The organism is Pseudomonas sp. BBP2017 (assembly GCF_003024385.1).
GTDB lineage: Bacteria > Pseudomonadota > Gammaproteobacteria > Pseudomonadales > Pseudomonadaceae > Aquipseudomonas.
On sequence record NZ_PVZN01000018.1, the window covers coordinates 14025 to 33889 of the forward strand.

A 19865-nucleotide genomic window follows, 5' to 3' on the forward strand; every position below is an offset into this window, starting at 1 on the left:
TAGGAGCTCGCTAAACATTTTTAGAATCGCCCAGCAAAAAACTGCTTGGTAATCGGCAACTGCTGTGATTTCGGGGAAGCCACAGAAGTTGTATCAAGAAGGGAGCGTAGTCTACCGGAATGTGCCTTTCATCTCAAACCTTGCACGCTCGTCGGTACACACCAGTGTAATTGCCAGTCGCCCTGGCTCAGTTGCGGCAGGTTGGCCACGGCCAGCAGCTGCTCGTCGCGATAGAGCAACGGCAGGCGGCAACGGACGAACGCCGGCACCTGCAACTCGTTGAGCAGGCGCTTGAGGTCACGGCGGCCGCGCCCGGCAATCTGCAGGCTTTCACCGCCTTGGCGGTAAGCGATGCGCAATGGCCCCTGCGGCATCATGCCGCTCAACTGCAGGCGGCCATTGTGTGGCAAGGTCAGGCTTTGCGCCGGATCGTCCCAGTTCTGCCCCACCGGGGCCTTGAGCCAGTCGTCGGCCAGCCACCAGATACGCTCGTTGGCATGCTGCAGCTCACCGTCGGTCAGACGCCAGCATGGCCGTCCGTCGCCTGATGCATCGCGCAGGTCCTCCCATCCGCACCAGTGGCGCGTGTCCGGAAGACGCGTGCGTTGCGCTAACCAGTACTGCAAAGCATTGCGCTGGCGCGCCGGAGACAACGCACGCAGTGCCGCCAGGTCCAATGAGGCCAGAGGCAGCCAATCGAAACCGCTCGGTGTCGACGCCTGGGCCAGGTCCTGAACCGCCAGCTCATCCAGCAAGCCTTGGGCTTCGCTCAGGTGCTCGGCAGTACGCGCCAGATTCTGTGCCGCTTGCGGCCAACGTTGGCGCAACACCGGGATTACCGCGTGACGCAAATAGTTACGGGAATACTGCGTGTCGCCATTGGAAGGATCTTCGACCCACGCCAGCTGTTGCGCATGGGCGTAGTGCTCCAGCGCCTCTCGCGATACATCGAGCAAAGGCCGCAACAGCAGCCCCTGCCCCAGTGCACGCTGCGCAGGCATGGCAGTCAGGCCGCGCACACCAGCCCCGCGCAACAGCCGAAACAGCAGGGTCTCAGCCTGGTCTTCGCGGTGCTGTCCGGTCAACAGCACTTCGCCGGGACGCAGAGCCTCAGCGAAGGCTGCATAACGCGCGTTACGGGCGCCTTGCTCGAGACTGGCACCGGGGGCGACCTTGATGTGAATGATCTGCAACTTGACGCCAAGATCGTCACACAGGCGCTGGCAATGGGCGGGCCAGGCGTCAGCCGCAGCTTGCAGGCCGTGGTGGATGTGGATGGCGCGAATGGGGGGTAGCGGATGTTGGCGGGACAGACTGACCAGCCGATGCAGGAGGACAGTGGAGTCGAGACCGCCGGAGAGGGCAACGCACCAAGACGGAACGGTTAGCCAGGGAGAAAGCTTGCGATGCAAATCAATCATCGGTGTGGACCTGGTTGCGAATCGCGGGTCAAGCCCGCTCCCACAGGTTGTGTGAAGCCTGTGGGAGCGGGCTTGACCCGCAACTGGAGCACCGATGCGTCAGATCAGAGCCCGTAGCTCATCAGACGGTCATAACGGCGCTTGAGCAACGCATCGTTGTCGAACTTCTTGAGCATGTCCAGCTGTTCGATCAGCTCGCCACGGATGGTTGCCGACATTTTCGCCGGGTCGCGGTGAGCGCCGCCCAGCGGTTCGGCGATTACCTTGTCAACAATGCCCAGGCCCTTGAGGCGCTCGGCGGTGATGCCCATGGCTTCGGCTGCATCGGAGGCCTTCTCGGCGGTCTTCCACAGAATCGAGGCGCAGCCTTCCGGCGAGATCACCGAGTAGGTGGAGTACTGCAGCATGTTCAGCTGATCGCAGACGCCGATGGCCAGCGCACCACCAGAACCACCTTCACCGATAACGGTAGCGATGATCGGGGTCTTCAAGCGAGCCATGACCCGCAGGTTCCAGGCAATTGCCTCACTCTGGTTGCGCTCTTCGGCGTCGATGCCCGGGTAGGCACCCGGGGTGTCGATGAAAGTCAGGATCGGCATCTTGAAGCGTTCGGCCATTTCCATCAGGCGGCACGCTTTGCGATAGCCTTCCGGACGCGGCATACCGAAGTTGCGGCGCACCTTCTCACGCACTTCGCGGCCTTTCTGATGACCGATGACCATCACTGGCTTGTCGTCCAGACGGGCGATACCGCCGACAATCGCGGCGTCGTCGGCAAAGTGGCGGTCGCCGTGCAGTTCGTCGAACTCGGTGAACAGGTGATCGATGTAGTCCAGGGTGTACGGACGACGTGGGTGACGCGCCAGACGGGCAATCTGCCAGCTGGTCAGATTGCCGAAAATGCTTTCGGTCAGAGTGCTGCTCTTGTCTTGCAGACGGGCGATTTCATCGCCGATGTTCAGCGAGTTGTCATTGCCGACCAGGCGCAGCTCTTCGATCTTGGCTTGCAGGTCAGCAATCGGCTGTTCGAAATCCAGAAAATTCGGGTTCATAGGCATCCGTCTAGGGTCTACGGCCAGGCGGCCGGCCGGTTGATCCGTTTGGCGCCCTACCTTAAGGGATCAGGCGCATTCAGGTCGAGATTAAAAATTCATCGATATTGCAAAAAGACGTTCTCACGCCCGAACTGGTCACGCAGTGCCTGAATCAGGCCATCGGCCGGGTCGATTCGCCAGCTTTCGCCGAACTGCAACATCGCCTTGGCATCGCTGCCGGTGTACTCCATGGTGATCGGGCAGGCCCCGCGATGGCGCTTGAACAGCTCGCCCAGCCAGGTCAGCCGGTCGCCCTTGAGGGCGTCGGTATGCACCTTCAGGCGCAGGCTTTCGGCCAGGTTGGTACGGGCATCTTCCATGCTCATGACGCGCTTGACCCGCAGGCGCAGGCCGCCGGAGAAATCATCGTTACTGACTTCGCCTTCGACCACCACCATCGCGTCGGTCTGCAACAGGGCCTGGGCGGCCATGAAGGCATCGGCAAACAGCGAAGCTTCGATACGTCCGGATCGGTCGTCGAGGGTGACAAAGCCCATCTTGTCACCCTTTTTGTTCTTCATTACCCGCAGGGCGATGATCATGCCGGCCACTGTCTGAGTGTCGCGGGCCGGCTTCAAGTCGATGATGCGTTGACGGGCGAAGCGGCGGATTTCGCCTTCGTACTCATCGATCGGGTGACCGGTCAGGTACAGGCCGAGGGTGTCCTTTTCGCCACGCAGGCGCTCTTTGAGGGTCAGCTCACGGGCCTTGCGGTGGTTGGCGTAGACATCGGCGTCGTCTTCGACGAACAACCCGCCGAACAGGTCGGCGTGCCCACTGTCAGCGGTACGGGCGGTCTGCTCGGCGGCCTTGATCGCTTCTTCCATCGCGGCCAGCAATACTGCGCGGTTACGGTCGATGTTGGCCTGGTAGGCCTTGAGCTCGTCATGGAAGTACGGCCCCAGACGGTCGAGGGCACCACTTCGGATCAGCGCATCGAGGGTTCGCTTGTTGATGCGTTTGAGGTCGACGCGCTCACAGAAGTCGAACAGATCCTTGAACGGACCGGCCTTGCGCGCTTCGACGATAGCCTCTACCGGGCCCTCACCGACACCCTTGATCGCGCCCAGACCATAGACGATACGCCCGTCGTCATTGACCGTGAACTTGAAGTCGGAGGTGTTCACGTCCGGTGAATCAAGGCGCAGCTTCATGCTGCGCACTTCCTCGATCAAGGTCACGACCTTGTCGGTGTTGTGCATATCCGCCGACAGCACCGCGGCCATGAACGGCGCCGGGTGGTGGGTTTTCAGCCAGGCAGTCTGGTAAGACACCAGGCCATAGGCGGCAGAGTGGGATTTGTTGAAACCGTAACCGGCGAACTTCTCTACCAGGTCGAAGATGTTACCTGCCAGGTCCGGGTCGATATTGTTGGTGGCACAACCCTCAATGAAACCGCCGCGCTGCTTGGCCATTTCCTCGGGTTTTTTCTTACCCATGGCGCGACGCAGCATGTCCGCACCACCGAGGGTGTAGCCGGCCATTACCTGGGCGATCTGCATCACCTGTTCCTGGTACAGGATGATGCCGTAAGTCGGTGCCAGCACCGGCTTGAGACCTTCGTACTGGTAGTCCGAATGCGGATAAGCCAGTTCAGCGCGACCGTGCTTGCGGTTGATGAAGTCGTCCACCATGCCCGATTGCAGCGGGCCTGGGCGGAACAGCGCTACCAGTGCGATGAGGTCTTCCAGGCAGTCAGGCTTGAGCTTCTTGATCAGCTCCTTCATGCCCCGCGATTCAAGCTGGAATACCGCAGTGGTCTCAGCCTTTTGCAGCAACTCGTAGGTTTTCTTGTCATCCAGCGGGATGAAATCGATGTTCAGGTCATCCAGACCCTTCTTGGCCTGCTCGCGGTTGATGGTTTCCATCGCCCACTTGATGATGGTCAGAGTCCGCAGACCGAGGAAGTCGAACTTCACCAGGCCTGCGGCTTCGACGTCATCTTTGTCGAACTGGGTGACCAGGCCGCCGCCCTCTTCATCACAGGCGATCGGCGAGAAGTCGGTGAGCTTGGTTGGCGCGATAACCACACCACCAGCGTGTTTACCGGTACCACGGCAGACACCCTCGAGCTTGAGGGCCATGTCCCAGATTTCCTTGGCGTCCTCATCGGTCTTGAGGAAGTCGCGGAGCACTTCCTCCTGCTCGTAGGCTTTCTCCAGGGTCATGCCGACTTCGAACGGAATCATTTTCGACAGACGATCGGCCAGGCCGTAGGACTTACCCTGGACCCGCGCCACGTCGCGCACCACCGCCTTGGCGGCCATGGTGCCGAAGGTGATGATCTGGCTTACCGCGTTGCGGCCATAGGCATCGGCCACGTACTCAATGACCCGGTCGCGACCATCCATGCAGAAGTCGACGTCGAAGTCGGGCATGGAAACCCGTTCCGGGTTGAGGAAACGTTCGAACAGCAAGTCGTAGGCCAGCGGGTCGAGGTCGGTGATCTTCAGCACGTAGGCCACCAGCGAGCCGGCACCCGACCCCCGGCCCGGGCCGACCGGCACGCCGTTGTTCTTGGCCCACTTGATGAAGTCCATAACGATCAGGAAGTAACCGGGGAAGCCCATCTGGATGATGATATCCAGCTCGAACTTCAAGCGATCGAGGTAGACCTGACGCTTTTCTTCGTAATTGGGCGTGGTCTCTTTCGGCCACAGCACCGCCAGACGCTCTTCCAGGCCCTCATGGGAAACATGCCGAAGGTAGTCGTCAATGCCCATGCCGTTGGGCGTCGGGAAATCAGGAAGGAAGTGTTTGCCCAACTGCACCTGGATATTGCAGCGCTTGGCAATCTCCACCGTGTTGGCCACTGCGTCAGGCAGGTCGCTGAACAGCTCGGCCATTTCTTCCGGACTTTTCAGGTACTGCTGGTCACTATAGTTACGCGAGCGCCGTGGATCGTCCAGGGCGCGGCCTTCACCGATACATACGCGAGTTTCATGGGCGTCGTAGTCCGACTGCTTGATGAAACGCACATCGTTGGTCGCCACCAGCGGCGCGTTGAGCTTGTCGGCCAGGGCGACCGCAGCATGCAGGTACTCTTCATCACCGGCGCGGTTGGTGCGTTGCACTTCAACATAGAAGCGCTCGGGGAACATCGCCATCCAGTCTTGCAGCAACGCTTCGGCTTCATCGGGGTTGCCATTGAGCAACGCCATGCCGATATCGCCCTCTTTGGCTGCTGACAAGGCAATCAGCCCCTCGCTGGCTGGCGGGATCCAGTCACGCTCGATCACCACCAGGCCATTACGCTGGCCTTCGATCCAACCGCGGGAAATCAACTCGGTGAGGTTGCGATAGCCCTTGGCGTCCATGGCCAGAAAGCAGATGCGCGACAGCGGCGCGTCCGGGTCACGATTGGCCAGCCACAGATCGGCGCCACAGATCGGCTTGATCCCCGAGCCCATGGCGTTCTTGTAGAACTTGACCAGCGAGCACATGTTGCTCTGGTCGGTAACCGCTACGGCCGGCATGTTCATCGAGGCCAATGCCTTGGCCAGCGGCTTGATCCGCACCAGGCCATCGACCAGCGAGAATTCGGTGTGCAGGCGAAGATGAACGAAAGAAGCCGACATGATGATCCTATAGCAGCACAAAACAACAAGGCCCGGATTGTACCGGGCCTTGATCAAAACATCAGCCAGCGCAGGTCGATCCTGACTACTGACACTTGCCCGAGACTATCAGACCTCGGCGAAACCGTTGCTCAGAACGCCCCGCACTGCATAAGCGGCGCGAACCGGTGCGAAGGAGCGTCGGTGAATCGGCGTCGGCCCCAACCGCGCCAAAGCTTCAAGGTGCACCGGGGTCGGATAGCCCTTGTGTCCGCCAATGCCGTATCCCGGATACATCAGCTCGAAAGCGGCCATTTCCCGGTCGCGGGTAACCTTGGCCAGGATCGAAGCGGCAGCAATCGCTGGCACCTGACTGTCACCTTTGACCACCGGTGCCGCCGGCACTGAAAGCTTGGGGCAGCGATTGCCGTCGATCAGCGCCAGTTTCGGAGTGACGCTCAGCCCCTCGACCGCGCGCTGCATGGCCAGCATGGTGGCATGCAGAATGTTCAGCTCGTCGATTTCCTCGACTTCGGCGCGGGCGATGCAGAAGCTCAGGGCTTTCTCGCAGATTTCATCAAACAGCTTTTCGCGACGCGCCTCGGTGAGCTTCTTCGAATCGTTCAGCCCAAGAATCGGTCGCTGCGGATCGAGGATCACCGCCGCCGTCACTACCGCGCCGCACAGCGGGCCGCGGCCGACTTCGTCGACGCCGGCGACCAGGTCCTCGACCAGGTTGAAGTCCAGTCCCATTTGCATCTATCGGGCTTCCAGCAGGGCCAGCACCGCTTCGGCTGCCTGGTTCGAGGCATCGCGGCGCAAGGTACGGTGAATCTGGTCAAAACCTTCGGTCTGCTGTGCGCCGCCCTCAACCAGCGGCGCCAAGGTCTGGGCCAAGGCTTCGGGGGTGGCGGCTTCCTGCAGCAACTCCGGTACCAGCATGCGTTGGGCCAGGAGGTTGGGCAGGGACACGTAGGGGCTTTTGACCAGTCGTTTGAGAATCCAGTAAGTCAGCGGTGCCAAACGGTAGGCGACCACCATCGGCCGTTTGAACAGCAGCGCTTCGAGGGTGGCAGTACCCGAGGCGATCAACACCGCATCACAGGCGGCCAGGGCCTGGTGTGAACGACCGTCGAGAAGGCTCAACGGCAGGTCGCGGCCCTCGAGCATTTGCTCCAGCTGGGCACGGCGCTCGGCATTGGCGCAGGGCGACACAAAGCGCACCCCTGGTACCAACTCGCGCAAACGCTGAGCAGCATCGAGAAACAACGCGCCCAAACGTCCCACTTCACCGCCACGGCTGCCGGGCATCAAGGCTACCAGCGGCCCGTCACCGAGCCCCAGTTGCTCGCGGGCAGCGCAACGATCGGCTTCGAGGGGAATACTGTCAGCCAGCGGGTGACCGACAAAACGCACCGGCACCCCCTTCTCTTCGTAGAACTTCGCCTCGAACGGAAACAGCGTCAGCATCAGGTCGCAACCTTCGCGAATCTTCAGCACACGCTTCTGCCGCCAGGCCCAGACCGAGGGGCTGACATAGTGCACGGTCTTGATCCCGGCCCTGCGCAGGTTCAGTTCGATATTGAGGGTAAAGTCAGGCGCATCGATACCGATGAACACATCCGGGCGTTCTTCGATCAGGGTCTGGATCAAAGCCTTGCGCCGCTTGAGCAGTTCACGCAGACGCCCCAGCACTTCGACCAGGCCCATGACTGCCAGGCGTTCCATCGGGAAGTAGGAGACCAAGCCCTCAGCCTGCATCAGCGGCCCACCGACCCCGATGAATCGTACTTGAGGATGGCGTGCCTTGAGCGCGCGCATCAATCCGGCGCCAAGAATATCGCCGCTGGCCTCACCCGCCACCAGCGCTACACAGAGCTCAGCCATGATCAGCGGGTGATGCCGCGGGTGGAGTTCTGGATCGACTTGAGGAACACGTCGACTTCAGGGAATTGCGCGGCAGGCTCAGCCAGCTCGGCGATGGCCTGCTCGACCGTCAGCCCCTGGCGATAAACCACCTTGTAGGCACGACGCAGGGCATGAATGGCGTCTTCACTGAAGCCTCGACGGCGCATGCCCTCGAAGTTCATGCTACGCGCCTCGGCCGGGTTACCGAACACCGTTACGTAAGCCGGTACATCCTTACCGATCGCGGTGCCCATACCAGAAAAGCTGTGGGCGCCGATATGGCAGAACTGATGCACCAGGGTGAATCCGGAAAGGATCGCCCAGTCATCAACATGAACATGCCCGGCCAGCGCGGTATTGTTCACCAGAATGCAGTGATTACCGATAACGCTGTCATGACCGATGTGGGCATAGGCCATGATCAGGTTGTGATCGCCGAGGGTGGTTTCCGAGCGGTCCTGCACGGTGCCACGGTGAATGGTCACACCTTCACGGATGACATTGTGGTCACCGATTACCAGGCGCGTAGGCTCACCCTTGTACTTCAGGTCCGGGGTATCTTCGCCTACCGAGGAGAACTGGTAGATGCGATTGTGCCGACCGATACGGGTCGGCCCCTTGAGGATCACGTGCGGACCAATGACGGTCCCCTCGCCAATCTCGACACCGGCACCGACGATAGACCAAGGGCCAACCTCGACGCCGTCGGCGATTTTCGCCGACGGATCGATGATCGCCCGAGGGTCAATCAAACTCATAGTTTACGTTCCGCGCAAATGATCTCGGCTGAGCACACTGGCTTGCCGTCGACCGACGCCTGGCACTCGAACTTCCAGATCTGGCGCTTGCAACTGATGAACTTGGCTTCGAGGATCAGCTGGTCACCCGGCAATACCGGCTGACGAAAGCGCAGTTTGTCGGAACCGACGAAGTAGTACAGCGTACCGTCCGCAGGTTTCACGTCGAGCATCTTGAAGCCAAGGATACCGGCCGCCTGGGCCATGGCTTCGATGATCAGCACGCCCGGCATGATTGGGTGCGCCGGGAAGTGACCATTGAAGAAAGGTTCATTGATGCTGACATTCTTGTAGGCACGAATGCGCTGGGCCTCGACGTCCAGGTCCACTACCCGGTCCACTAACAGGAACGGGTAACGGTGAGGCAGGTATTCGCGAATCTCGTTGATGTCCATCATTTCGGGGGGAAGCCTGTAGTAAAGATAGGGAGCGCCCGCATTTGCCAGACGCTCCTTTTGCAAATCAAAGAGTCAGCCTGGGGCTATTCACTCTCGATCAGGAAATGGTATCAGCCTTCTGATGAAGGCTGGCTGCCTGAGGTCACGACCTCGACACGCTTTTCCAACTGTTGAAGGCGCTTCGCCATCTCGTCGAGCTGGCGAATCCGTGCGGCACTTTTGCGCCACTCGCCCAGCGGCTGCATCGCCGTACCGGAAGAATAAGCCCCAGGCTCGGTAATCGAGCGAGTGACCATGGTCATGCCGGATACGAAAACGCCGTCGCAGACTTCAATATGCCCCACCATGCCGACACCGCCGGCGATGGTGCAATGCTTGCCAATCTTGGTACTGCCGGAAATGCCGACACAGGCCGCCATCGCCGTATGATCACCAATTTGTACGTTATGAGCGATCTGGATCTGGTTGTCGAGCTTGACGCCGTCGCCGATACGAGTGTCTGCCAGGGCGCCGCGGTCGACGGCGGTGTTCACACCGATTTCGACATCATCACCGATACTGACGCCACCGATCTGCGCGATCTTCTGCCAGACGCCCTTGTCGCTGGCAAAGCCGAAGCCCTCACCACCGATAACCGCGCCAGACTGGATCACCACACGCTTGCCAATGCGCACGTCGTGGTACAGGGTCACCCGCGGGGCCAGCCAACCGCCCTCGCCGATCACGCAACGGGCGCCGATGAAGCACTGCGCACCGATAGTCACACCCGGGCCGATCTGCGCACCGCTCTCGATCACCGCACAGGCACCGACGCTGGCGCTGGCATCGACCTGGGCATCGGCGGCAACCACGGCGCTGGGATGAATTCCCGCTACAGCCCTGGGCTTTGGATCGAACAGGTGGGAGATGCGCGCATAGGCAAGGTACGGATCGGGGACGATCAGGGCATTGCCGGCGAAGCCTTCGGCATCGGCCGGCTTGAGCAGGATCGCAGCTGCCTGGCTATCACCGAGGTACTTGCGGTACTGCGGATTGGCGAGAAAGCTCAACTGCCCCGGCCCGGCTTCCTGAAGGGTTGCCAGGCCAGAGATTTCCAGCTCCTCCGGGCCACTCAGGGTGGCGCCGAGGAACTCGGCCAACTGGCCGAGTTTCATGGTCACAGTCATGTTCAACGGGACTGGTTCATGCGCTCGATGACTTGGCGAGTGATGTCGTACTGAGGTTTGACATCAATCACCGCGCCACGCTCGAGCACCAGGTCAAAACCGCCCTTCTTGATCACTTCTTCAACCGCGCCATCGAGCTTGGGCTTCAGTTGTTTGAGCATTTCACGGTCAGCCACGGCTTTGGACTCATTCAGCTCCTTGGACTGGAACTGGAAGTCACGGGCTTTCTGCTTGTATTCAAGCTCCAGACGCTCGCGCTCCGGCTGGGCCATCTTGTCGCCACCGGCACGGATACGGTCGGCAATGCCCTTGGCGCTGCTTTCCAGGTTCTTCAGCTTGGTCAGCTGCGGGCCGAACTTCTTCTCGGCATCGACGGCGTACTTCTTCGCCGCGTCCGATTCGAGCAGGGCCATCTGATAGTTCAGGACGGCAATCTTCATTTCGGCGAAAGCCGGGGTTGCGATCAGGGTCGCAGCCAGTACTGCCAGTTGAGTCAACTTACGCACGATGCACTCCTACAGAATCCGTTGTCGTTAGCAAGGGGCAGACCTTAGAAGGTCTGGCCCAGAGAGAATTGGAACACCTGGGTATCAGCTTCATCCGGTTTCTTCACCGGCATGGCCAGGCTGAAGCTCAACGGACCGAGCGCGGTAATCCAGGTCACGCCCAGACCAACGGAGCTGGCCAGACCCGACAGGCCGATGTCTTCGCAATCAGGCTTGGAGCCGCAGTTGGTATCGAACACGTTACCCACATCCCAGAATACCGAGGTACGCAGCGAACGCTGGTCCTTGACGAATGGCAGCGGGAACAACAGTTCTACACCACCCTGGACGAGGACGTTACCACCGAACGGCAGTGGATCCTGGTCCGGGTCGGCGATGGTGCCTTCGTTACCCGTCACAGGAAAACCACGGCTAGGGGTGCTGCGCGGACCCAAGCTACTGTCCTTGAAGCCACGAACCGAGTTGAAACCACCCGCGTAGTAGTTCTCATAGAACGGCAAGCCGGAGGTACTGCCATAGCCATCACCATAACCCAGCTCGGTGTGCAGACGCAGGGTGTAGTCGTTGGTGATTGGCTTGAACAGCTGACCACGATAGTCGAGCTTGAAGAACGACAGGTCGCTGCCCGGTGTGGTGGTTTCAAACACCAAACTCTGGGAATGACCACGAGTGGCGAGCACGCCCTTGTTCAGGGTCGACTCGGACCAGCCGGCCGAAGCCTTGAAGTTCAGGTACTTGTCGCCTTCCTCTTTGACGAAGTCGAAGATCTCGTCAACGGTGTACTGACCGGTCTTGATCTCGTCCTGTTGTGCGGTCAGGCCGAAGGTCAGGCGCGAGGTTTCGCTGATCGGGTAACCGACGCTGACACCGCCACCCAGGCTATCAACGGCATAGCTGGCAACGTCAACGTCGAGGTCGTCGTAGTCAGTGGTGCGATAGAAGGCGTTATAGCCCAGGCTGACGCCGTCGGCAGTCCAGTAGGGGTCAACGAAACCGAAGTTGTAGCGGCTCTGGTATTCACTGCGGGTCAGGCCGAGAGAAACCTTGTTACCGGTACCCAGGAAGTTGCTCTGGCTGATCGAACCACCGAGGATCAGACCGGCACTCTGGGCGAAGCCGACGCTGGCAGTGATCGAACCGGACGCTTGTTCTTCAACGCTGTAGTTGACGTCGACCTGGTCATCGGTACCCGGAACGGCCGGGGTCTCGACGTTGACTTCCTTGAAGAAGCCCAGGCGCTCAAGGCGGGTCTTGGATTGGTCGATCAGGTAGGTCGAAGCCCAGCCACCTTCCATCTGGCGCATTTCACGACGCAGCACTTCGTCTTCAGACTTGGTGTTGCCACGGAAGTTGATACGGTTGACGTAGGCACGTTTGCCCGGATCGACCACAAAGGTGATGTCGACGGTGTGATCCTGGTCGTTCGGTTGTGGCACGCCGTTGACGTTGGCGAAGGTGTAGCCTTCGTTACCCAGACGACGGGTGATCAGCTCGGAGGTGGTGGTCATCACTTTACGCGAGAACACCTGACCCGGCTGCACCAGCATGAGCGACTTGACCTGATCTTCCGGCACCTTGAGGTCGCCAGAAAGCTTCACGTCACGAACGGTGTACTTCTCACCTTCGTTGACGTTGACAGTAATGTAGACGTGCTTCTTGTCCGGGGTGATCGACACCTGGGTGGAAGCGATGTCCATGTTGATGTAGCCGCGGTCCAGGTAGTAGGAACGCAGACGCTCCAGGTCACCGGAGAGTTTTTCACGGGCGTACTTGTCATCGTTCTTGAAGAACGACAGCCAGTTGGTGGTTTTCAGTTCGAACAGGTCAACCAGGTCTTCTTCAGGAAAGACTGTGTTGCCGACCACGTTGATGTGCTGGATGGCAGCAACAGTACCTTCGTTGATCTTGATCTTCAGGCCGACGCGGTTGCGTGGCTGCGGCACGACTTCAGTGTCGACCTCTGCCGAGTAACGCCCCTGGGCAACATACTGGCGTTGCAGTTCGTTACGCACACCTTCAAGGGTGGCACGCTGGAAGATCTCGCCTTCAGACAGGCCAGACTGCTTCAGACCTTTCATAAGGTCTTCGGTACTAATGGCCTTGTTGCCTTCGATCTCGATGCTGGACACCGAAGGGCGCTCGACCACGGTAATGATCAGGACATTGCCGTCACGGCCCAGTTGGATGTCCTGGAAGAAACCGGTCTTGAACAACGCACGGGTGGAGTCCACCAGGCGACGGTCATCGGCCTCATCGCCGACGTTCAACGGCAAAGCACCGAAAACGCTGCCTGCGGAAACCCGCTGCAGACCATTGACACGAATATCGGAGATGGTGAAGGACTCGGCGTGAACTTCAGCGATCATCAGTACGGCGAGAACCGCAGTTAGCAGCAGACGTTTCATGAAGTCCTTTCTTATTCCAACTGGCAATAAACGACCCGCCGCGGGACGCGGCAGGTTCGCAATTGAGCGAAGCTTTACAGTCGACCCAAATCGTTTATCAGGGCAAGCAACATCACCCCGACTACCAAACTGATACCGATCTGGATCCCCCAACCTTGCACCCGATCCGAAAGCGGACGACCACGCGCCCATTCGATCAGGTAGAACAGCAAATGCCCCCCATCCAGTACTGGAATGGGCAGCAAATTAAGAACCCCCAGGCTAATGCTCAGGTAGGCGAGGAAATTCAGGAAATCCCCAACGCCTGACTGGGCTGAAGCGCCCGCCACTTTAGCAATGGTTATCGGTCCACTCAAGTTTTTTACCGAGAGCTCGCCGAACAGCATTTTCTTCAACGATTCGAGGGTCAGGACGCTCATGTTCCAGGTCCGTGAAAGCCCCTCGCCTACGGCCTCCAAAGGCCCATAGCTGACTTCCCGAAGCATGGCATCCGGCCACTTCACTGGCTTTACGCCAGCTCCGAGATAACCGCTGGCCGACTTGCCCTCGCCACGGCTGGCCAGGGTAACCGGTACATCCAGGGTTGCACCCTCACGCTCGACTTGCAGCACGATCTTGCTACCCGCGCGCCCACGCACGGTATCAACGACCTGTTGCCAGTCATTCAACGCCTTGCCATCAAGGCTGAGCAGGCGATCACCGGCCTGCAGACCCGCCGCCTTGGCTGGCCCCTTGGGGTCAAGCTCAGCCAGTACCGGCGGCAACGCCGGACGCCACAAACGCAAGCCCAGGGAACGAATCGGGTCAGGCTCGTCAGCGCCTTTGAGCCAGTTATCCAGGGTCAGCACATGAGCACTGTCAACAGTCGCGCCTTCTTCGCGCACACTGATGTGCAACTGGCCGCTTTCACCCAGGCGACGGATCAACTGCAGATTGACTGCGGACCAACCGTTGGTCGCTTTGCCATCAATAGATACAATTTCCTGACCAGCTTTCAGACCAGCAACTTCCGCTACACTGCCTGCCTCGACCCCACCGATGACTGGACGCTCCTGCTGTGTCCCAACCATGGCCAGCACCCAGAAAAACAGGATGGCCAGCAGAAAGTTGGCCACAGGCCCGGCCGCAACGATCGCAATACGCTGGCGCACCGACTTGCGGTTGAAGGATTGCTCGATCTGATCAAGCGGCACTTCGCCCTCACGCTCATCGAGCATCTTGACGTAGCCACCCAGCGGGATGGCCGCCACGACGAACTCGGTGCCGTGGCGATCATGCCAGCGCAGCAGCGGCATACCGAAACCGACGGAAAACCGCAGAACCTTGACGCCACAACGCCGGGCCACCCAGAAGTGACCGAATTCGTGAAAGGTGACCAGCACACCCAATGCCACCAGGGTGCCGATAATCATGTAGAGCGCACTCATATCGTTCTCCGAATGACGTTCAGCCCAGCCAGGCGCTCAGCCTCAGCGCCCGTGATGGTTCAACCACTGCCCGGCCAGGTGGCGGGCGCGCTGATCGGCGGCAAACACCGCGTCGAGCGTCGGCACCGCGACAACCGGTTCCTGGTCGAGTACTTGTTCGATCATACCCGCGATCTGCGGGAAGCGAATCCGCCGCTGGAGAAATGCCTCCACCGCCACTTCATTGGCCGCATTGAGCATCGCTGGCGCACTATTACCCGCCTCGGCAGCCTGACGCGCCAGGCGCAGACAGGGAAAGCGCTGCTCATCGGGGGCCTGGAAATCCAGGCGCGCCACCGCGAACAGATCCAGCGGCGCGACACCGGAATCAATCCGCTGCGGCCAGGCCAGAGCATTGGCAATCGGCGTGCGCATGTCCGGGTTGCCCAACTGGGCCAGCACCGAACCATCGACATAATCGACCAGTGAGTGGATCACGCTCTGCGGATGCACCACCACTTCGACCTGGCTCGGCCGTGCATCGAACAACCAGCACGCCTCGATCAGCTCGAGCCCTTTATTCATCATGCTTGCCGAGTCGACCGAGATCTTGCGCCCCATGGACCAGTTCGGATGGGCACAGGCTTGCTCCGGGCTGACCTCGACCAGCTCGGCCAAGGGCGTTTCGCGAAACGGCCCACCGGAGGCGGTCAGCAGGATGCGCCGCACACCGACCTGGGACAGGCCACGAGCATAGTCGCCTGGCAAGCACTGGAAGATTGCGTTGTGTTCGCTGTCGATGGGCAGCAATACCGCGCCACTGCGCTGCACCGCCTGCATGAACAAGGCGCCGGACATCACCAGCGCCTCTTTGTTAGCCAGCAGGACCTTCTTGCCTGCCTCGACCGCCGCCAGGGTAGGACGCAATCCCGCCGCGCCGACAATCGCCGCCATCACCGCGTCAACTTCGGCGGCGGCTGCCACTTGGCACAAGCCCGCTTCGCCTTCCAGCACTTCAGTGGCCGAACCGGCTGCCGCCAACCCTGCGCGCAGTTGCCCTGCTGCCGAGGCCGACGGCACCACGGCAAACACCGGGGCATGACGCAGACACAGCGCGAGCAGCTCCTGCACGCGTGAGTAGCCACTCAGCGCGAACACCTGGTAGCGATCGGGATGACGAGCGATGACATCCAGGGTGCTCAAGCCGATCGAGCCAGTAGCACCCAATACGGTAATACGTTGCACGCTACTCACATCACGCCCCAGTTGGCTGCCCAGAGCAGCACGGCAAACAGCGGAATGGCAGCGGTCAGGCTGTCAATGCGGTCCAGTACACCGCCGTGCCCCGGCAGCAAATTACTGCTGTCCTTGATCCCGGAACGGCGCTTGAACATGCTTTCGGTCAAGTCACCAACTACCGACACCAGCACCACGATGGCAGCGCCCAACAGGCCCAGCAGCAATTCTGCGACGCTCCAGTCACGATCCAGACCGACTACCAGGGTAATCACCAGACTCAGCGCCAGGCCGCCGTAGACGCCTTCCCAGCTCTTGCCGGGGCTCACCTGCGGCGCCAGCTTGCGCTTGCCGAAGGCACGCCCGGAGAAGTACGCACCAATGTCCGCAGCCCAGACCAGCACCATGACGGCCATGATCAACCAATTACCCAAAGGCCAATGCTTGAGCAGTACCAAGCCTTGCCAGGCCGGCAACAGGATCAGCAGACCGATCAGCAAGCGGCAAGCGACGCTGGACCAGAGCTCGCTGGTACGCGGATACGTCAGCACCAGCCAGGTCGCCACACCCCACCACAAGACCGACGCACCCAGCACCCAAGGCGCCAGCTCCGGCATGAGGTAGAGCAGCATCAGCAGCCCGGCCACCACTGCGGCGAAGGCAACACGTACAGCTTGCGCCACCAGACCCGCCAAGCGCGCCCACTCCCAGGCACCCAGGGTGACCACCAGACCGATGAACAGGGCGAAATCCCCACCATCGAGCAAGAAGAAGCCCCCCAGAGCGATCGGCAACAGGATCAGCGCAGTGATGATGCGTTGTTTAAGCATTAAGCACGGGCTCCAGCTTCAACCTGCTCGCTGGTTTTCCCGAAGCGGCGCTGGCGCGAAGCGTAATCGGCCAGCGCAGTGCGCATGGCCTCGTGTTTGAAGTCCGGCCAGAACAGGTCGGAGAAGTACAGTTCGGCGTAAGCCAGCTGCCACAACAGGAAGTTACTGATGCGGTGCTCGCCACCGGTACGAATGCACAGATCGGGCAGCGGCAGGTCACCTGTTGCCAGACAGGTCTGCAGCAGCTCCGGCGTGATGTCGTCCGGACGCAGGTGGCCGGCCTGAACCTCGCGCGCCAGGCGCTGGGCGGCCTGGGCGATATCCCACTGGCCGCCATAGTTGGCGGCGATCTGCAGAATGAAGCGATCGCTCCCAGCCGTCAGTGCCTCGGCCTCGCGCATGGAGGCCTGCAGCTCAGGGTGGAAGCGTGAGCGATCACCAATGATGCGCAGGCTGATGTTGTTGTCATTGAGGCGCTTTGCCTCGCGGCGCAAGGCCGACAAGAACAACTCCATCAAGGCTCCGACCTCTTCGGCCGGCCGCTGCCAGTTTTCACTGGAGAAGGCGAACAGGGTCAAGACCTCGACCTTGGCCTCGGCGCACACCTCGATGACCGCGCGCACGGCGTCGACGCCTGCCTTGTGCCCGGCGACACCGGGCAACAGGCGTTTCTTCGCCCAGCGATTATTCCCATCCATGATGATCGCGACATGGCGCGGCACCGATGGGGACCCACCCTGTTTGGTCTTTTCCATTAAAAAAGTCCCGACCTTTAAACGGCCATCAGGTCCTTTTCTTTCTCTTCGGTGGCCTTGGTGATCTGGGCCTCGGTATCTTTCGTCAGCTTGTCGATATCAGCGATGGCGCGACGCTCTTCGTCTTCACTGATTTCCTTGTCTTTGACCAGCTTCTTCAGTTCACCCAGAGCATCGCGGCGAATGTTGCGCACAGCAACGCGAGCGTCTTCGGCCGCACTGCGTGCCTGCTTGGTGAAGCCCTTGCGGGTTTCTTCAGTCAGGGCTGGCATGGTGATCAGCAGCAACTCACCCAGGTTGGTCGGGTTGAGATTCAAACCGGCGCTCTGGATGGCCTTGTCAACGGCAGCGAGCATGTTGCGCTCGAAAGCCACGACCTGCAGGGTGCGCGAATCTTTCACGGTGACGTTGGCGACGCCGCTGATCGGAGTGTCGGTACCGTAGTAAGGCACCATCACGCTTGCCAGGATGCTTGGGTGTGCCTTGCCGGTACGAATCTGGCCGAACGCGTAAGCCAGAGACTCCAGGGATTTCTGCATGCGCGCTTGGGCGTCTTTCTTGATTTCGTTGATCATTTTTGAACTTCCTCGATCAGAGTTCCTTCAGCGCCACCATGCACGATGTTCAACAGGGCGCCGGGCTTGTTCATGTTGAAGACGCGCAGCGGCATCTTGTGGTCGCGGCACAGGCAGATTGCCGTCAGGTCCATTACACCCAGCTTGCGATCCAGCACTTCATCGTAGGTCAGATGATCGAACTTCTCGGCATGCGGGTCTTTGAATGGATCTGCAGTGTATACACCATCAACCTTGGTTGCCTTCAATACCACATCGGCATCGATTTCGATGGCGCGCAGGCAAGCAGCGGAGTCGGTGGTGAAGAACGGGTTGCCGGTGCCGGCAGCGAAGATTACAACTTCTTTCGAGTTCAGGTGGCGCATGGCTTTGCGACGATCGTAGTGATCGGTCACACCCACCATGGAGATGGCCGACATGACGATAGCGGTAATATTCGCCCGTTCCAGCGCATCACGCATGGCCAGGCCATTCATCACCGTAGCCAGCATGCCCATATGGTCGCCAGTGACGCGGTCCATGCCGGCTGCACTGAGCGCCGCGCCACGGAACAGGTTACCACCACCGATCACCAAGCCTACCTGAACACCGATCCCGACCAGCTGGCCAACTTCCAGTGCCATGCGATCCAGGACCTTGGGGTCGATCCCGAACTCTTCCGAGCCCATCAGGGCCTCGCCGCTAAGCTTGAGTAGAATGCGTTTATAGCGAGCCTGATAACCACTGCCCTGCTGAGCCATTGCGAATCTCTCCTGCGGCGTTTGTAAAAAAAATCTGAGCGGGCTGTTTACAGCCTGCTAACTGTAGCGTGGCACTGCTTCAGTGCCAGCGGAAGCAGGTTGGATAAACCCCTTCCGGTTTGACAAAGAGGCTGCGCGCGTGAGCGGGCAGCCTCTTCGGGGCGACAGAGGTGAATCTGTCTTATTGCTTGGCAGCAGCCAGCTGGGCGGCAACTTCTTCAGCGAAGTTGTCGACTGGCTTCTCGATGCCTTCACCCACTTTGAAGTAGGTGAAGGAAACGATTTCAGCACCGGCTTTCTTGGCCAGTTCGCCGACTTTGATTTCCGGGTTCATGACGAACGCTTGCTCGACCAGGCTGGCTTCGGCCAGGAACTTCGAGATACGGCCTTTGACCATGTTCTCGACGATGTTCTCAGGCTTGCCCTTGATCTTCTCTTCGTTCAGGGTCAGGAAGACGTTCTTCTCGCGCTCGATCGCTTCAGCCGAAACTTCCGAAGGCAGCAGGAACTCAGGGTTGCTTGCCGCTACGTGCATGGCGATTTCTTTGGCCAGCTGGACGTCGCCGCCCTTCAGGACAACAGCAACACCGATCTTGTTACCGTGCAGGTAGGTACCAACAACGTCACCTTCAACGCGCACCAGGCGACGGATGTTGACGTTCTCACCAACCTTGGCAACCAGGGCTTCACGAGCGCTTTCTTGAGCAGCGATCAGTGGAGCGGCATCGGTCAGCTTTTCAGCGAATGCTTTATCAACGCTGGCGTTGACGAAATTCTTGAAGTCGTCTTGCAGAGCCAGGAAGTCGGTCTGCGAGTTCACTTCCAGCAGGACGGCGGATTTGTCGTCGGCCTTGATGGCGATAGCGCCTTCAGCGGCAACGTTACCAGCCTTTTTAGCTGCCTTGATGGCGCCCGAAGCACGCATGTCATCAATGGCTTTTTCGATGTCGCCGCCAGCCTTTTCCAAGGCTTTCTTGCAATCCATCATGCCTTCGCCGGTACGCTCACGCAGTTCTTTGACCAGCGCTGCAGTAATTGCTGCCATTTCAAATTCCTCTTGGATAGGTTTTC

At 59.9% G+C, this 19865-nt stretch carries 17 protein-coding genes; all 17 read right to left on the minus strand.

The window, feature by feature from the left end:
- Positions 1 to 128: 128 nt before the first annotated feature.
- The 17 genes from tilS to tsf all read right to left on the minus strand — a co-directional run bounded on the left by tilS (position 129) and on the right by tsf (position 19839).
- Positions 129 to 1421, minus strand: coding sequence for a tRNA lysidine(34) synthetase TilS (gene tilS, locus C6382_RS19630; protein ID WP_107026010.1), 1293 nt, complete (start codon positions 1419 to 1421; stop codon positions 129 to 131).
- Between the two features lie 104 nt (positions 1422 to 1525).
- Positions 1526 to 2473: an acetyl-CoA carboxylase carboxyltransferase subunit alpha gene (locus C6382_RS19635; protein WP_107026011.1), complete on the minus strand. Its 948-nt coding sequence runs from the start codon at positions 2471 to 2473 to the stop codon at positions 1526 to 1528.
- Between the two features lie 98 nt (positions 2474 to 2571).
- Entirely contained in the window at positions 2572 to 6093 is a 3522-nt protein-coding gene (gene dnaE / locus C6382_RS19640) for a DNA polymerase III subunit alpha (protein ID WP_107026012.1), read from the minus strand.
- Positions 6094 to 6201: 108 nt separating this feature from the next.
- Positions 6202 to 6831, minus strand: coding sequence for a ribonuclease HII (gene rnhB / locus C6382_RS19645; RefSeq protein ID WP_107026013.1), 630 nt, complete (start codon positions 6829 to 6831; stop codon positions 6202 to 6204).
- On the minus strand, positions 6832 to 7959 hold the full coding sequence (lpxB, locus tag C6382_RS19650) for a lipid-A-disaccharide synthase (protein ID WP_107026014.1): 1128 nt from the start codon (positions 7957 to 7959) through the stop codon (positions 6832 to 6834).
- Between the two features lie 2 nt (positions 7960 to 7961).
- Entirely contained in the window at positions 7962 to 8738 is a 777-nt protein-coding gene (gene lpxA / locus C6382_RS19655) for an acyl-ACP--UDP-N-acetylglucosamine O-acyltransferase (protein ID WP_038613984.1), read from the minus strand.
- Positions 8735 to 9175, minus strand: coding sequence for a 3-hydroxyacyl-ACP dehydratase FabZ (gene fabZ / locus C6382_RS19660; protein WP_038613986.1), 441 nt, complete (start codon positions 9173 to 9175; stop codon positions 8735 to 8737). The genes lpxA and fabZ overlap by 4 nt, the downstream gene beginning before the upstream one ends.
- Positions 9176 to 9285: 110 nt before the next feature.
- A complete protein-coding gene (gene lpxD / locus C6382_RS19665) occupies positions 9286 to 10341 on the minus strand; it encodes a UDP-3-O-(3-hydroxymyristoyl)glucosamine N-acyltransferase (RefSeq protein ID WP_107026015.1) in 1056 nt (351 codons plus the stop codon).
- Positions 10342 to 10343: 2 nt separating this feature from the next.
- Positions 10344 to 10847, minus strand: a complete 504-nt coding sequence (locus C6382_RS19670) for an OmpH family outer membrane protein (protein WP_045189677.1) — start codon at positions 10845 to 10847, stop codon at positions 10344 to 10346.
- A gap of 44 nt (positions 10848 to 10891) precedes the next feature.
- A complete protein-coding gene (bamA, locus tag C6382_RS19675; protein ID WP_107026016.1) occupies positions 10892 to 13252 on the minus strand; it encodes an outer membrane protein assembly factor BamA in 2361 nt (786 codons plus the stop codon).
- Positions 13253 to 13326: 74 nt separating this feature from the next.
- Positions 13327 to 14679 (minus strand): RIP metalloprotease RseP, encoded by a 1353-nt coding sequence (gene rseP, locus C6382_RS19680; protein ID WP_107026017.1) that lies wholly within the window; start codon positions 14677 to 14679, stop codon positions 13327 to 13329.
- Between the two features lie 42 nt (positions 14680 to 14721).
- Entirely contained in the window at positions 14722 to 15912 is a 1191-nt protein-coding gene (ispC, locus tag C6382_RS19685) for a 1-deoxy-D-xylulose-5-phosphate reductoisomerase (RefSeq protein ID WP_107026018.1), read from the minus strand.
- Positions 15909 to 16724: a phosphatidate cytidylyltransferase gene (locus C6382_RS19690; RefSeq protein ID WP_107026019.1), complete on the minus strand. Its 816-nt coding sequence runs from the start codon at positions 16722 to 16724 to the stop codon at positions 15909 to 15911. Before C6382_RS19690 ends, ispC begins: the two co-directional genes overlap by 4 nt.
- A complete protein-coding gene (gene uppS / locus C6382_RS19695) occupies positions 16724 to 17479 on the minus strand; it encodes a polyprenyl diphosphate synthase (protein WP_107026020.1) in 756 nt (251 codons plus the stop codon). Before uppS ends, C6382_RS19690 begins: the two co-directional genes overlap by 1 nt.
- Positions 17480 to 17496: 17 nt before the next feature.
- Positions 17497 to 18054, minus strand: a complete 558-nt coding sequence (frr, locus tag C6382_RS19700; RefSeq protein WP_045193626.1) for a ribosome recycling factor — start codon at positions 18052 to 18054, stop codon at positions 17497 to 17499.
- Positions 18051 to 18794 carry a UMP kinase gene (gene pyrH, locus C6382_RS19705; protein WP_010224848.1) on the minus strand — a complete coding sequence of 248 codons (744 nt, stop codon included), beginning with the start codon at positions 18792 to 18794 and terminating at the stop codon, positions 18051 to 18053. The genes frr and pyrH overlap by 4 nt, the downstream gene beginning before the upstream one ends.
- A gap of 181 nt (positions 18795 to 18975) precedes the next feature.
- A complete protein-coding gene (gene tsf / locus C6382_RS19710) occupies positions 18976 to 19839 on the minus strand; it encodes a translation elongation factor Ts (protein WP_107026021.1) in 864 nt (287 codons plus the stop codon).
- Between the last annotated feature and the right edge of the window lie 26 nt (positions 19840 to 19865).